This window comes from Rosistilla oblonga, from assembly GCF_007751715.1.
GTDB classification, from domain to species: Bacteria; Planctomycetota; Planctomycetia; order Pirellulales; family Pirellulaceae; genus Rosistilla; species Rosistilla oblonga.
In genome coordinates, this window is record NZ_CP036292.1 from 2,736,942 (window position 1) to 2,751,484 (window position 14,543).

Here is a 14,543-nt window from a genome sequence, read left to right on the forward strand (position 1 = left end):
ACCCGCCCCAGCAAGCGATACGATAGAAAGCTTTGCTGGACTGCGTGCTGCCGGCGCCAGCCTTCGCCAAAGGCAACGCGTGATTGGGCTTCGCTTCGTAGGATTGGATCCGAAGCCCGCGTCACTCTCTCGCGATCACAAACGTCTGACCTTGGATTGAAAACATGAATGCTGAAGCCGCCAAAGGCTTTGTCGAAGTTGACGGCGTCCGATTGAAGCTCTCCGTTCCGCATCAATCGAAAACCCAGTGGATTGGTCAAGGCGAGATCCTGACCCAATTGCTGGCCTGCTGGTTGACTGTCGATCCGACGGACCTTCCGCTGACGCCGCGCTTGGTCGGACCGCCGGGCGTCGGCAAGACGCAGCTGGCGATCGCCGGAGCGCAGCACCGCGAACTGCCGATCTACATCTATCAATGCACCGCCGATACTCGCCCCGAAGATCTCTTGGTCACTCCGGTCTTGGCTCAAGACGGCAAGATCTCCTATCACGCTTCGCCGCTGGTGACAGCGATGCTGTGTGGCGGCGTCTGCATCTTGGACGAAGGCAACCGGATGAACGAGAAGTCGTGGGCTAGCCTTGCCCCGCTGTTCGATCAGCGACGGTATGTCGAATCGATTGTCGCGGGAATCACGATCGGGGCGCATGAAAATTTCCGCGCTGCGGTCACGATGAATCAGGATGAATCGACTTTCGAAATCCCCGACTACATCCTCAGCCGGTTGCAGCCGACGTTGGAAGTTGGTTTCCCCGATCCGCAGGATGAGATGGCGATCCTGCAGTACCATCTGCCGTTTGCCGAAGCCGAAATGCTGGCGTTGACCGTCGATTTCCTGCAACGCTCGCATCAGTTGAAGCTCGATTTTTCGCCGCGCGATGGGATCAACATGCTGCGGTACGCGCTCAAGCGGCTCTCGCAAGACGGCGCTCATCCGCTCAGCCGCGATCAAGCCTGGCACGAAGCGCTGCAGAACTGTCTGGGGCCAGATGCCTTGGATCTCGATTCGTTAGCCGAACGCAAGCAGCGGACGCTCGGTGGGAATTCGGTGCCGATGGGCCTAGCCGACTTCTTCTTCGATCCCAACGATCCACTGCATCCCGACCGCGATGACGAGGTCGATGAAGAGGATCTCGACCTGTAGCTTTGATTGGCGACGCGAGCGCCAGCAACAGTGATCAGCATCCCGGAAGCAAGCTGGGATCGTAGAGTTCCAATCCGATCGAGCGGTTGGACGAAATAGAGATTCTGTTTGCCGGGGGCGCAAAAAAAACGCGGCACTGCTCGGCTTCCACCAAACAGTGCCGCTGCCCCTGTCGTTAACGAGCCGCGGACTCGTTAACAGTCTTTTCGGGAGCCGGGTGCACTCTTGTCGACCCTTTATCCCAAGAAGTATCGAGTTGGCGGAAACTGACAAATCGACGGTGGTTTTCCGTCCCCGCATCTGGGGTTCGTCAGTTCACTGCTAGGCTGCGCAGGGTGTTTAGATTGTTAGTGTCCAAGTCCTCGCCTGTTTCGGGATCGGTTCCCTTGGGAGTCTCCAGATACATCGGACAGACGTTAAACACCGGGTCGGCGAGCACGCGGCGGAAGCCATCCAGAGTGATCATTCCTTGGCCGATATGGTCGTGCCGATCGACTCGCGATCCGCAACCTTTTTTGCTGTCGTTGATATGCACCGCTCGGATCGCTCCGTCCGGCAATTCGCTGTCGATCTCGGCGCTCATCGCTGCATATCCAGCATCGGTCGTGAGATCGTAACCGGCCGCAAAAGCATGGCAGGTGTCAAAACAGACACCAAGGTTTTCTGTGTTGTCGATGCCGCGGAACATCGTGCCCAAGTGAGAGATCGCGTGCCCCAAACAGGACCCTTGGCCGGCGGTGTTTTCTAGCAGCAACCGGCAGTGCTGAGGTTGCACGCGTTCGATGATTTCACGGACCGCGATGACGATCTTCTCCAGACCCTCCGCCTCGCTGCTGTCGGTGAAAGCCCCAGGATGGACGACCAATCCCTCCAACTGCAACTGCTCGGCTCGCTGCCATTCGACGACCAATGCTTCGATCGATTTACGAAACAGTTCGTCGTTGGGGGAAGCCATGTTGATCAGGTACGAAGCGTGCGCGATCGGAGCACCGATCGAATATTCCGCCAACGCCGCCCGCCAGGCTTCGATCGTCGCTTCGGTCAGCGGCTTGGCAGCCCATTGGTTGTTGTTCTTGGTGAAGATTTGCACGACATCGCAGGTCGCATCGTGGGCTCGCTGGACAGCTTTTTCCAGTCCACCGGCGATCGACATGTGAGCGCCTAGACGCAGCGAGGAGGCTTTGGGCATCGATTGCAATTTGGCTTGAGATTGAGAGGGAACAGATCCTGAGTCCCAGTCGCCAGCGCGGCGGACGACTGGGCAGAGATGCGTGTCGGTTGCGACCGGCGTCTAACCGATACCTGCGGAATTAAAGTAGTCGGGTTCGTTGCCCGGTTTCCATTTGATGTTGCAACCGATGCTCGGCTTCTGCGGCTCGGGAACCGCGGCGCTCGACAGGACGGCGTCCATCGCATCGCGAAGATCGCTGCCCGACAAGGGGATATCGTTCTTCGGACGACTGTCGTCCAACTGGCCACGGTAGGCCAACTTTAGCTCCCCATCGAAGAGGAAGAAATCGGGAGTGCAGGCGGCTCGGTACGCCTTGGCTGCCGCTTGGTCGGCATCGTACAAGTAGGGGAAGTCGTACCCCTGTGCCGCCTTCTCTTCGATCATTTTTTCAGGCGAATCGTCGGGGTAGTTTTCGACATCGTTGCTGCTGATCCCGACCGTCGCAATTCCTTTGGCTGCATATTCAGCCGTCAAGCGAGCGAGCTCGGGAGCGACGTGTTTTACGTAAGGGCAGTGATTGCAGAGGAAGATCACCAACAAACCTCGCGAGTTGGTGAAATCGCTGGGCGAAACCAAGTTGCCATCGGTATCGGGCAGCGAAAACGAAGGGGCTGGAGTTCCCAGCGGCAACATCGTGCTTGCGGTGCGGACCATCGCGTTAAATTCCTGTCGACTCGGGTGAATAGGGGGACCGTTGCTTGTCGCCCCTGGTTATCACCCACCCGTTAAATGCAATCAAGTGCCTTGCCGGGGCAGCGCAGCATTGCGCGTTGTTTTGGCGTACAATGGTCCCATGGCCAATCACCATCGGCCAGCTCCCCGTTTGCGATCCTATCCCACCCGCGCCGCACCTCTTCTGCCATGCTGATGAAGTCTTCGGATTCGATTGATATCTCTTTCTCGTTGCCATTGGTGCAGCGTTTGCGTTTCACCGCCGACGTCTTCGGCGATGATGCCCAAGTGCTGATCGACCTGATGGAGCCATCGGGAGACAGCCCCGCGCGAGCTCAAGTTTGGCTGGACCAACAGGTCGCCGATGCCAATCCGGGGATCGACCAGCGGATCGCAGCGACCTTGCAAGGAGCCGCGGATCATGTCTTGCTGACGCAGCCGCCGCAGACTTTGGTCGGAGGCGAAGCTTGCAAAAACGATCCGGCGATCATCGACAACCTGCTGCGTAACTTCAACGACCACGATCTCGATCGCCGCAGTTATGTGATCGTCATCGGTGGCGGTGCGGTCCTGGATACCGTGGGGTATGCGGCGTCGATCGCCCACCGCGGGATCCGCTTGATCCGCATCCCAACGACCACGCTTGCGCAAGCCGATTCGGGAGTTGGGGTCAAGAACGCGGTAAATTGGTTTGGCAAAAAGAACTGGAAGGGAACGTTTAACGTTCCGTGGGGCGTGATCAACGACGCCAAGATCTTGGAAACGCTGCCCGATCGCGATTTCCGCTGCGGGTTCAGCGAAGTGGTCAAGGTTTCGCTGCTGAAGCAAACCGAAGCGTTTGAGCAGGTTTGCCGCGACGCGGAGAAGATTTGCCAGCGTGAACCGCAAGCCGCTGGAGATGCGATTCGCGCCAGCGTGCAGATGCATTTGGATCACATCACGCGGGGCGGAGATCCGTTTGAAACCCGTGAGGCGCGGCCGTTGGACTTTGGCCATTGGTCGGCTCATCGACTCGAATCGCTCACCAACTACGAACTGCGTCATGGCGAAGCGGTCTCGATCGGCCTTGCTATCGATTGCCTGTATTCCGCCCGCGTCCTGGGGCTGCCACAAGCCGATTGCGATCGGATCCTGGATTGTCTGCAGCGGTTGGGCTTGCCGATCCATCACGCCGCACTGGCCGATACCGAGCCGCTGCTGCAGGGCTTGGAAGAGTTCCGCCAGCACTTGGGCGGACGGTTGACGATCACGCTGATCGACGCCATCGGCAGCCCTGTCGACGTCCACGAGATCGATCACGCTGCGATGCGCGAAGCGATCGACGCGACCGCCACTTACGCTCGCTAGGTCACTCGCTGGCATTTGGCTGACACTTCTTTTTCGCATGCGGTCCCGGCATGCGCAGCTAGCACGTCTGAACCTTAATCCCTGTCCAAAGTAGGTGTTTAGGAAATGGCGGATCGCACGCTCACCGCCGTCGATCCGGGGTTTTTGGGAGTGCTAGCAGGTGGGCATTGCGAGGTTTTGACGATTTTGACGCTAGTGCGGTCATTCTCGTTGGATTTTTGTCTCGATCCCAACCGATACTACCCGCACAACCAGAACTTTTGCGTTATACGACGGCGCATCAGCATGGGGCGTCAAATTGGGAACAGCAGCTGATATTGCTGCCGTGCGGATTAAAAAGCACCGCGTGCAAACATCACAAGTGGACAGAGACATGCCAGTACGTAAACTCGCCGCTTTCTTGGTCGCCGTTATTGCAACGGTGGCCGGAGGACATCAGGTCGGAGCTCAGGAGCAGCCACCTGGCACGTGGGGGGAACCCGACGGGATCTTGGAATTCGATACCGACTTTCGTTGGTTCGAAACGGCGTATAACGCAGACATCGAGGAATTAAGTCCTAAGCATCGGGCCAACCACGGTTGGTACGCGACGTTTGATCGGGCTTACATGATGGTCAACCGTTCGGAGACCGAAGCGTCTTATACTCAAGGCGACTACGGTTGGGGTAACCGCCTCGACTTCGGTTATATGGGTGACGATGATCGCGGATGGGCGATGACTTATTGGAGCCTGACGGGCCCCAACGTCTTCGACATCGACGTCGAATATCGGGCCAACGTGATCAACACCGAGGACCCGCAGCTTCCAAGTGCGGAAACGCCTGAAGTGTTCGACGAATATGGCCAGCTGTTGCCACGTCGCGATCGGGATAACCACGAGTATCTCGAGCGGATCTATGAGGTCAAAGACAGCTTAAACGTGATCGAGATGAAGGGCTTCGAGCTGAACCGAACCTGGCGTCTGGAATCGTATCGCAAGGGCGGACTGCTGGAACCAATGATTGGTTTGAAGTATGTCAAGATCCGCGACCATACCGAAAACGACACGTACAATGTTCAACCGGGACTGGCACAACAAGCCGACGGGACGTTTGCAGAATTGATCCAAGAGTCGTTCAACGAACAGATCGATCTCAACGAAAACGAAATGTACGGTGGGCAGTTCGGTTTCCGATACATCAAGTTCTACAATCGGTTCACTAACTCGTTGGATCTGCGAGCCTTTGCGATGCAAAACTTCCAGAACAACGCCTATATCAATCGTACCACCGACACCTACTATGACATCGCTTTGCAGGGAGAGATCGACGGCGAGATCGCCTTTGACGACTCGCGGCACGATACCGTCTACGCTCACGGCAGCGAGTTTGTGTTCGGCTTTGATGTGCGAGCTGAATCGTCTCTGCAACTGACGCGAGACATCAACTTGCGAGCGGGTGTGCAAGTCATCGACTTCGCTCAAGGTATCCTGCGGGGCCAGGTTCGTAATCCCAACGGAACCAGCTTGGTCGGATCGACGGCTGTCAACGATCAGAACGTATGGCTGGTCGGATACACCTTCGGTCTGACGATCAACCGCTAGTTCGATCTTCGAAATCGAACCTATGAAACGCTTCAGGGCGTCTACCATCGACCGATGGTAGACGCCCTGATTTCGTTTGCTGATGAACCGCTCGGCTGACAAACCGTGTGGTTGTCAGTCGATAGCGGAAGAGCGTTTTAATGAGGTGTCAGTTATTTGCTGCTGGCAGCCAAGGCTCGCAATTCATCCAACTCTTGCGACAAGCGATGTCGCAAGGGACTCTCTGGACGCAGTTCGTCCAGCATTTCTTCAACCCGATCAAAGGTCGCTTCGTTCTGTTCGCCGTCGCTTAAAATTCGACGGACGCTTGCTTCAACGGACGACTCAGATAACAACACACACCTCCCACAAAATAATTATTACGCCGACGCTCACACACGCAAAGAGCAACAGCGTGCCAGCGATCAGATCGATGGGCACGTGCTGGCGAGAACAAAACCATTTTATGCCAGCGAGGTTTTGCGCCAAGGCGAATAATCGCGCATTAGAACTTTGGCCGCCCGATTCTTCGATCGCGACGCCTCTGAAAACCCTAATCTTTCCGCAGTACAACGGCGATCGCGTTGCCCGTGGCGCTGTGGTTCGATTGAACTGCCAGGGTCGCATCGGTCGGCCGAGCGGTCGCCGCCAGGTCGATTCCGTATTGAGGTTCTTTCAAGTCTGCATTGACTGTAGGCGGAACAACGCCATGCTTCAGCGCCAAAGCAGCGGTGCACATCTCCATCACACCACATCCGGCTCCCGTGTGACCGGTCGCCCCTTTGGGAGCTGTCACGATCGCGTTGGGCACGATCGAGCCATGGACTTGGGCATCGATCTTGTCGAGCATCGGATCACCCATCGCATGGCTGATGGCGATCCCAATTTCTTCTGGCGTCGCGCCGGCCCGTTCGATCGCGTACTGGATTGCTTGCGTGAGCGCCGCCGCCGAACCACGCTCGCCCGGTGCGGGGGCACCATAATTGCAGGAGTATCCCGCGACTGTGGCGATCACGTTGGCGCCGCGCCGCTCGGCATGCTCGCGAGATTCCAGGATCACCGCCGCCGCACCCTCGCCGCCGATTAGACCATCTCGCTCCGAAGCGAACGGGCGGGAGCTCGACTCTAGCGGATCGCGACGCGAGCCGTAGGGAACGCTTCCTTGGTACAACAGGCGAGTGAGGCTGACTCGCGTTCCGGTCGAACAGGTGACGACGACATCGGCAGCGCCGCGTTGGATCACGCTGATCGATTCGGCGACCGCCGATAATCCCGACGTATCGCCCATTACAATTGTGTTATTGGGCCCCAGTGCACCGATCGCGATTCCGTAATGGCAAGCGGCCATGTTCGGCAGATACTTCAGCATCCACAGCGGAAAGATCTCTTTCATCGCCGATTGGCCCCACAGTTCCGGTTGGAACCGTCCGTCGGGACTGCTGCGAGCGACGGTTGGTTGAATCTCTTCGGGTTCGCCGTAAAGCATCTCTGAACCAAAGACGGTGCCGATTCGTTCTTTGGGAGTTCCGGCGGCGTCGAACCCGCTCTGCTGCGTTGCCATCACGCAAGCGGAGAAGGCTGTTTGCAGCTCGCGACTCATCACCTTCAGCGTTTTCCGCGGCCGCACGTAAGCCTTGGGATCGAAATCGTTTAACTGCCCCCCGTAGGTATAAGGCAGCATCTCGGGGGTGACATGCGTCAGCTCGCGAATCCCACTACGCCCCTCGACTAGACTCGACCAAAATCGATCGACTCCCGTTCCGATCGGCGAGACAACTCCGATTCCAGTGATAACAACGTCTTTGCGAAGAACCATCAGTGTTACGTGCGTAGGATTCGGCGTGGATGCGGACAGCAATAGCGGCTTGTTTGCGACGACAGCTCAGTTGTCAAAGCTCATCCATTCCTCATCGGACGCATCAAGCTGCTCCAACGCCGCTGCCCTAGTATGACCTTTGCTGGCGCATGGTGGCAAGCCGTTGAAGCCTTGGGGCAGCCATTGCCGCGTGAATTTATTCAATCTTTGGGGGATTAAATCACTTTATCGCATCGCTCGACTGGCGATCCGCCCCCGCGGTTGCCACGTTGCCCCGGCGTCGCTGGTGCATTGGCGGAACGATATTAGTCGCCAGCCCACAGATTCCGAACAGTTGGATCACGTAATAGTTGGGGTCCAGTTCCCACCAGCGATGCTGGACCGATGCCGAGGATTGATCGGCGTGGTGGTTGTTGTGCCACCCCTCGCCTCCGGTGATCAGCGAGACGAACCAGTTGTTGCGGCTGTCATCGCTGGTCGCATAATTTCGATATCCAAACATGTGCGACAGCGAATTAACGCTCCACGTGATGTGCCAAACCCAAACGGTTCGAACAAGAACCCCCCAGACGAACAGGCTAGCCGTCAACTGCAACGCTTGCATGTTCGCTCCGTAGATGCCGACCGAGATCGCATACGAGATCGCGAAATACAAGATCGCGTGTCCTATATAGAAGACCGTCATCGGGTAGGGGATCTTCTCCATCCACATGTAATAACGATCGCTGAGGATGTCGCGAGCGTATTTCTGATAGAGCGAGAAGTTTTGTGTGCTCTTGTTTCGGTAGACCAGCCAATTCACGTGGGCCCACAGGAAATTGACCAGTGGGCTGTGCATGTCCTCGCGATGATCGCTGTGCTGATGGTGGATCCGGTGCCAAGCGACCCAGCGAGCTGGCGTCTCTTGAGCGCTGCACAAAGCGAAGGTCACCAGCGTCCGCTCGAACCACTTGGGCGTCTTAAAACTGCGATGAGTCAACAGGCGGTGGTAGCAGATCGGAATCCCCAGTTGGCCGAAGATCACCGTCCCGGCGGCGAATGCGAACACGCCAGCCCAGGAAAAGAACCACGGCAGGAATGCCAGCAGAGCTGCCAAATGGATCACCAGGAACGAGATCGAGTAGCCCCATTGAATGTCTTTCAAGTCGACTCCGCTTGGATGTTCCAAGCGCAACTCGCTCTCCAGGCTGGGCGTATCGGGAGACTCGAGAGCTTCGTCGGCGGAGGGCGCGTCGGTCAGGGCTGGGGAACTGCTCATCGATAGCCTTGTGGTGGGCGAGTAGGAGAATCTAGCGATTGCGTCTAACCTATACAGTACGCGTAATCACAGACCAACACCATTGGCCGATAGAGACCCCGCAAGAGGTGCATGGCCCGCGATGGAGCATCGATTTTCTTGAACGCCCCAACTCATTGGAATATTTCGCTGATCGGAGCCGGAATCGTCGGCCGCGCGATCGCCTGGGATCACCTTCGCTGCAAGATTCCGATCCGCTTGATCGATTCGAATCCGCAGCAGCTTGCCGCAACCGTCGAGTCTCTGCTCGCCGAAACTGGCGGAACCAAGACGGATCCGATCCGCTGGGGCGACGAGGCCTGGGCGACGGAGTTGGTCCCCGCCGGTGCGATGGCACCGCAGCCGACGGATCAGGCGATTGTGATCGAGTCGATCGTCGAGCGACGCGAACCGAAGCAACGCGTCCTGGCGACCGCCGAACAACTCTCTGCCGCCGATACCATCCTCGCCACCAACACGTCGACAATCCCGCTTGCCGACGTAACCCAACAGGTGCAGCAACGCGGCCGCTGTTGCGGTCTGCACTTCTTCATGCCAGTCGACCAACGGCCGCTGATCGAAATCATCACGACCGAAGCGACGACCGACGCCACGGTTGCGATCGCCAAACGTTATGCGGCTGCATTGAACAAGCAGCATCTGATCGTCCGCGACGCGCCGGGCTTTGTCGTGAATCGGATGCTGGTTCCCTATCTCAACGAATCGGTCCAGTTGTTGTGTAGCGGGACCTCGCCGCTGCAGTTGGAACGCGTCGCGATCGATTGCGGGATGCCGATGTCGCCGCTGGAACTGATGGACTGGATCGGAATGGAGACCGGTTTTCATGCCGGCCGCGCGATCTGGCAAGCCTTTCCGAGTCGGATCGAGCCGTCGCCGCTGACCCCGGCAATGGTCAAAGCTAAGTTGATCGGCCGCGCTGGCGGCGAAGGCTTTTATAGTTATCACGACGGCAGTCGGTCGGGCGATCTCGGCCCGACCGCGCAGACTTTGGTCCAGCGTTACACTCGCGATGAGGTCTCGCTATCGGATTGGCAGGTCGCCGCACGGTTGTTTTTTCCGATGCTGATCGAAGCCGCTTGTATCTTGTTGCAAAACGTCGTTGGCGATCTCCAGTCGATCGAGCGGGCGATGGGGGGCGGGCTTGGGTTCCGCGATCCCGATGGTTTTCTCGCTCGCTTCGATCGCATCGGCCCCGAACAATGTCTCGCGGAACTGAATCATCTCGCAACTCTTGGGCGTCGCTTCGCCTCGCCTCCGGAACTGCTCGCCTCGCTGGAGTCCGCAGGTTCGGTCAGCGATGCGTTTGGGATGCTTTGCGGCGCAGACGCCGGTTCGTCGCCAAACGATTCGAAATAACGAACCGCATCCGGCGGAGCTCGTCTGCCTGGCTGTGCTGTATGGCGTGTCGTCGCTTTGCCGCGATCACGCCCGAACCGATCTCCTAACATTCTCTATCTGGAAACCCCAACGATGTCCAAAGCGTTACTGTTATCGACCGACCTGTTTTTCGCGAGCCGCATCAAATCGGCGGCCGTCGAAGCTGGCTATGAAATGTCGATGGGCAAATCGATCGAAAAGGTCACCTTGAAGGAGGGCCTGCAGGTGGTGATCGTCGACCTTTCAACGACTGGCAGCACGGTCGAAGCGATCGCCCAACATGTGCGTGAACAGGCGCCCTCGGCGAGGTTGGTAGCTTTTGGGCCGCACGTTCAGACCGGGCGGCTGGCAGCGGCGCGAGAGGCCGGGTTCGACGTAGTGTTAACTCGAGGCCAGCTGGATCATGGCTTGGGGCAACTGTTCTCGGAAGCTTAAGTGTCGACAAACCCTTCCGCCGGTAGATCGCACTCAGGAGTAAATGCTAGCGTGGTGGACTTGTTAAGCGTATCCGGTAGTTCGATTTGCAAGCATTGAATGAAAGTTTGCATTTTTGAGAAAAAGGACTCGGTTTAGGCGGAATCATGTCTAGTCTGCAAGAGAGATCTGGGTAGAATATTGCTCTTCAGTTCGCCAAGGAAGTGCGACCCGGCTGTTGTGGACTTGACCGCACAAGTCACAACTCAATCCCAATCCCGCAAGGGGCCGACACCCAATCCCGAATACGTGGTGTCGGTGACAAAAATGGAGGTTTGTCATGGAAGTGATGGAGAAGGAACTCGTCGATCTGATCGCCAAGGGGAAGTCCCAAGGTTATTTGACTTACGAAGAGGTCAATAACTATCTACCCGACGAGGACGCAAGCCCAGAAAAGCTGGACAATCTTCTGTTGGCGATCGAGGATCAAGGAATTGAGCTCGTCGATGAATCGCTTGCTGGTGGCATGTTGGCCAAGGGCAAGCTGACCGATGTCGATCCGTTTGTCCCTGCGTCGGAGCTGCCTAAAGCAAGCGACGATCCGATTCGGATGTATCTGAGTCAGATGGCAGAGATCCCGTTGCTGTCCCGCGAGGAAGAGATCAACCTCGCGAAGAAGATCGAAGTCACGCGTCGCCAATTCCGTCGTGCGATCCTCGAATCGGACTTCGCGTTGCGAGCCACTGTCGAAACGCTCCGCAATGTTCATGAGGGCAAGCTGCCGTTTGATCGCACGATCAAAGTCTCGTTGACCGAACGGTTGACCAAGGAACAGGTGAGCGCTCGGATGCCGCACAACCTGCGAACCGTTGGCATCTTGATGGACCAGAACAAGCAAGATTTTGATGTGATCGTGCGGAAGAGCAGCAGCGACGAGGCTCGCGCCGCCGCTCGCTGCAGCTTCATTCGCCGCCGCCGCAAATGTCTGCAGTTGGTTGAAGAGTTGAGCCTTCGCAGTCGTCGCGTGACGCCGCTGATGAAACAGTTGGAAAATTTCTCCTCGCGAATGGACTACATCAAGCAACGTATGACCCAACTGGGCAACGACGCTTTGTCCCGCGACGAAGATGCCGACCTGCGACAAGAACTGCGTGAACTGATCCGCGTAACGCAAGAGAGCCCGACCTCGCTACGCAATCGCGTCGCCAAGTTCCGCAAGCACTTCGAGGCTTACGAAAAAGTCAAACGCGAACTCTCCAGCGGCAACCTTCGTCTGGTCGTTTCGATCGCCAAGAAGTACCGCAACCGTGGGCTCAGCTTCTTGGACCTGATCCAAGAGGGGAACACCGGCCTGATGCGAGCCGTCGACAAATACGAATATCGCCGCGGCTTCAAGTTCAGCACTTACGCGACCTGGTGGATTCGCCAAGCGATCACCCGTGCGATCGCCGATCAAGCTCGCACGATCCGCATCCCGGTTCACATGATCGATGTGCTCAGCAAGCTGCGTCAGGTTCAAAAACGCATGCTGCAAGAATTGCGTCGCGAACCGACGATGGAAGAGATCGCGTTGGAGACCGAGATCCCGGTTGAGGAGGTTCGCCGCGTGATGGACATCGGTCGCCATCCGGTCAGCCTCGACCGTCCTGTTGGCGAAGGGGAAGACAGCAGCTTTGGCGAGTTCATCGAAGACAACGAGAGCGACAACCCGGTCCGCTGTGCCAGCAATGGTATTCTGCGACAGAAGATCGAAGACCTGTTGAAGACGTTGACTTATCGCGAGCGTGAGATCATCAAGCTGCGGTACGGTTTGGTCGATGGCTACAGCTACACGCTCGAAGAAGTCGGCAGGATCTTTAAGGTCACGCGTGAACGCGTTCGCCAAATCGAAGCGAAAGCTGTTCGCAAGCTGCAAAGCCCCAACCGCGCCGACCACTTGGAAGGCTTTTTGAAGACCGAGGTTTAGGCCACGGTTTGTGGAGGCTTGGGCGGCGAAACGCTTGGCTTTGCTGCAACGTGCTCGCCGTTGCGACGCTGTCGCTGGCGAGTCAATTGGCCTGAGCTTCCACCGTCTCGAACGGATCTGGCCGGAGCTAATCGCTGGCTAGGCAAATGCGTTAGGAATGTTGGACCACATCGGCTATAATGTCGCTTCGTAGATGAACGAAGGCGGTTCACCATTTTTGACGAGGTATTGAACGGATGCGCAGATCAGGCATTTGCGGCTCGGCACATGAACGCCATGCATTTGAGTCGTTTGGAGGGACAACCCACGAAGGCCTTTGTTTGGCCAGCCGTCGGAATTTTGTGAAGGCGAGTGCCGCGGGGATCGCTGGGCTCTCTCTGCCAGCGCTTCTGCAACAACGCGCTGCAGCGACACAATCCGGACGCAGTATCTCATCGAACAAGTCGGTGATTCTGCTGTGGATGACCGGTGGTCCCAGCCACATCGACATGTGGGACATGAAGCCCGATCGGCCGCTGAATAATCGCGGTCCCTTCTCGCCGATTCAGACGGCGATCCCGGGCGAATTCATCTGCGAACACCTGCCGCGACAAGCGGCGATGATGGATAAGTTTACGCTCATCCGTTCGGTCGATTGTCGCAGCAGCAGCCATGAACCGAACATGGTCATGCAGACCGGCAACCGCGACGCGGCGCCGCGAACGAATCGGCTCGGCGCCAACTATCCCTCGATCGCTTCGATCATCGCCAAGGAACGCGGGCCCAATCAACCGAACATGCCCGCTTACGTCGCCTTCCAGAAAGCTGCGGGGCACGTCGGGCACGCCGGTTATCTCGGCCACGCCTTCGACCCGTTCCAAGGGAACGCCGCGGCAAAACTGCCGATCTACGACACCGTGGGGAAGGACAGTGGCCGGATCTCCGACGCGCCGATGTTCAACTTCGCGAAGGATTTGAGCTTCGAACGGATCGAACAGCGTCAGCAATTGTTGAAGCAACTGGATCAGGTTCGGCGAAACCTCGACCACTCCCCCGCCGTGCAGACGTTGGATCAGTACCAACAGCAAGCGATCCAGACGCTGACCGGCAGCCATGTCCAGAAGGCATTCGATTTAGAGCAGGAGTCGCAGGCGACTCGCGATGCTTACGGCGATCACTTGTGGTGCCAACAGGCGTTGATGGCGCGGCGGTTAGTTGAATCGGGAGTCTCGTTTGTCACGATCGACCTCAGCTACCATCCCTCCTCGGGAACCTGGGACAACCACGGCGACAACATTCCGCCGTACGGTGGAATCGAACGCGGATTGAAGCCACTGCTGCCGCTGTTCGATCGTTTGATCACGACGCTAGTTTCGGATCTCGATCAGCGGAACATGCTGGACGATGTCTTAGTCGTTGCGATGGGAGAATTTGGCCGGACGCCGAACATGGGAACCCAGGGCAGCACCGATGGCCGCAACCACTGGCCGCAAGTGATGTCGATGTGTTTGGCCGGCGGCGGAATGCGACACGGCCAGATCATCGGCGCCACTGAAAAGGATGGGGGCCAGATCAAGAACCGTCCCGTGACGCCGGGCGACTTGGCGGCGACGATCTATCACCACATGGGCGTGCCGCAAAACGTGACCTACGAGGACACGCGCGGCCGGCCCCACTTTGCTGTCCAAGAGAACGGACGCCCGATCGCCGAACTGATTTAACGCTGCAAATCGGTTGGCGA

General features: G+C 57.6%; 12 protein-coding genes. 7 read left to right on the forward strand and 5 right to left on the reverse strand.

Annotated features, from left to right (window positions below; all coding sequences use genetic code 11):
* The first annotated feature begins 164 nt into the window (after window positions 1–164).
* Complete coding sequence (locus CA51_RS09585) at window positions 165–1,142, forward strand: AAA family ATPase (RefSeq protein WP_145120015.1); 978 nt, start codon at window positions 165–167, stop codon at window positions 1,140–1,142.
* Window positions 1,143–1,452: 310 nt separating this feature from the next.
* Here CA51_RS09585 and CA51_RS09590 read toward each other — a convergent pair whose 3' ends face one another.
* Window positions 1,453–2,331 carry a deoxyribonuclease IV gene (locus CA51_RS09590; RefSeq protein WP_231746093.1) on the reverse strand — a complete coding sequence of 293 codons (879 nt, stop codon included), beginning with the start codon at window positions 2,329–2,331 and terminating at the stop codon, window positions 1,453–1,455.
* A 102-nt stretch (window positions 2,332–2,433) separates the two neighbouring features.
* On the reverse strand, window positions 2,434–3,027 hold the full coding sequence (locus tag CA51_RS09595; RefSeq protein WP_145120017.1) for a thioredoxin family protein: 594 nt from the start codon (window positions 3,025–3,027) through the stop codon (window positions 2,434–2,436).
* A 213-nt stretch (window positions 3,028–3,240) separates the two neighbouring features.
* Between CA51_RS09595 and CA51_RS09600 the strand changes: the two genes are divergently transcribed.
* The gene (locus tag CA51_RS09600; RefSeq protein WP_231746094.1) at window positions 3,241–4,392 is read left to right on the forward strand and encodes a 3-dehydroquinate synthase; all 1,152 of its coding nucleotides are present in this window, start codon (window positions 3,241–3,243) and stop codon (window positions 4,390–4,392) included.
* Between the two features lie 373 nt (window positions 4,393–4,765).
* Window positions 4,766–5,974: a hypothetical protein gene (locus CA51_RS09605; protein ID WP_145120021.1), complete on the forward strand. Its 1,209-nt coding sequence runs from the start codon at window positions 4,766–4,768 to the stop codon at window positions 5,972–5,974.
* Between the two features lie 152 nt (window positions 5,975–6,126).
* Here the strand turns inward: CA51_RS09605 and CA51_RS09610 are convergent, their stop codons facing one another.
* The 3 genes from CA51_RS09610 to CA51_RS09620 form a co-directional block, all read right to left on the reverse strand.
* Complete coding sequence (locus tag CA51_RS09610; RefSeq protein ID WP_145120022.1) at window positions 6,127–6,309, reverse strand: hypothetical protein; 183 nt, start codon at window positions 6,307–6,309, stop codon at window positions 6,127–6,129.
* Window positions 6,310–6,506: 197 nt separating this feature from the next.
* Window positions 6,507–7,769 carry a beta-ketoacyl-[acyl-carrier-protein] synthase family protein gene (locus CA51_RS09615; RefSeq protein ID WP_145120024.1) on the reverse strand — a complete coding sequence of 421 codons (1,263 nt, stop codon included), beginning with the start codon at window positions 7,767–7,769 and terminating at the stop codon, window positions 6,507–6,509.
* Window positions 7,770–7,989: 220 nt separating this feature from the next.
* Window positions 7,990–9,027, reverse strand: a complete 1,038-nt coding sequence (locus CA51_RS09620; protein WP_145120026.1) for an acyl-CoA desaturase — start codon at window positions 9,025–9,027, stop codon at window positions 7,990–7,992.
* A 138-nt stretch (window positions 9,028–9,165) separates the two neighbouring features.
* Here CA51_RS09620 and CA51_RS09625 point away from each other — a divergent pair, with 138 nt between their 5' ends.
* From CA51_RS09625 to CA51_RS09640, 4 genes are all read left to right on the forward strand, one after another.
* Entirely contained in the window at window positions 9,166–10,422 is a 1,257-nt protein-coding gene (locus tag CA51_RS09625) for a 3-hydroxyacyl-CoA dehydrogenase (RefSeq protein ID WP_197451713.1), read from the forward strand.
* A 114-nt stretch (window positions 10,423–10,536) separates the two neighbouring features.
* Complete coding sequence (locus tag CA51_RS09630) at window positions 10,537–10,878, forward strand: phosphoribosyltransferase (protein ID WP_145120030.1); 342 nt, start codon at window positions 10,537–10,539, stop codon at window positions 10,876–10,878.
* Between the two features lie 319 nt (window positions 10,879–11,197).
* The gene (locus tag CA51_RS09635; RefSeq protein ID WP_145120032.1) at window positions 11,198–12,823 is read left to right on the forward strand and encodes a sigma-70 family RNA polymerase sigma factor; all 1,626 of its coding nucleotides are present in this window, start codon (window positions 11,198–11,200) and stop codon (window positions 12,821–12,823) included.
* A 446-nt stretch (window positions 12,824–13,269) separates the two neighbouring features.
* A complete protein-coding gene (locus CA51_RS09640; protein ID WP_197451714.1) occupies window positions 13,270–14,523 on the forward strand; it encodes a DUF1501 domain-containing protein in 1,254 nt (417 codons plus the stop codon).
* The last annotated feature ends 20 nt before the right edge of the window (window positions 14,524–14,543 follow it).

Excerpts from the sequence above, each read along its gene's own strand:
- CA51_RS09615 (WP_145120024.1), bottom strand. The coding sequence starts at position 7,769 with ATGGTTCTTCGCAAAGACGTTGTTATCACTGGAATCGGAGTTGTCTCG.
- CA51_RS09595 (WP_145120017.1), bottom strand. The coding sequence starts at position 3,027 with ATGGTCCGCACCGCAAGCACGATGTTGCCGCTGGGAACTCCAGCCCCT.
- CA51_RS09635 (WP_145120032.1), top strand. The coding sequence starts at position 11,198 with ATGGAAGTGATGGAGAAGGAACTCGTCGATCTGATCGCCAAGGGGAAG.
- CA51_RS09600 (WP_231746094.1), top strand. The coding sequence starts at position 3,241 with ATGAAGTCTTCGGATTCGATTGATATCTCTTTCTCGTTGCCATTGGTG.
- CA51_RS09630 (WP_145120030.1), top strand. The coding sequence starts at position 10,537 with ATGTCCAAAGCGTTACTGTTATCGACCGACCTGTTTTTCGCGAGCCGC.
- CA51_RS09585 (WP_145120015.1), top strand. The coding sequence starts at position 165 with ATGAATGCTGAAGCCGCCAAAGGCTTTGTCGAAGTTGACGGCGTCCGA.
- CA51_RS09590 (WP_231746093.1), bottom strand. The coding sequence starts at position 2,331 with ATGCCCAAAGCCTCCTCGCTGCGTCTAGGCGCTCACATGTCGATCGCC.
- CA51_RS09620 (WP_145120026.1), bottom strand. The coding sequence starts at position 9,027 with ATGAGCAGTTCCCCAGCCCTGACCGACGCGCCCTCCGCCGACGAAGCT.
- CA51_RS09605 (WP_145120021.1), top strand. The coding sequence starts at position 4,766 with ATGCCAGTACGTAAACTCGCCGCTTTCTTGGTCGCCGTTATTGCAACG.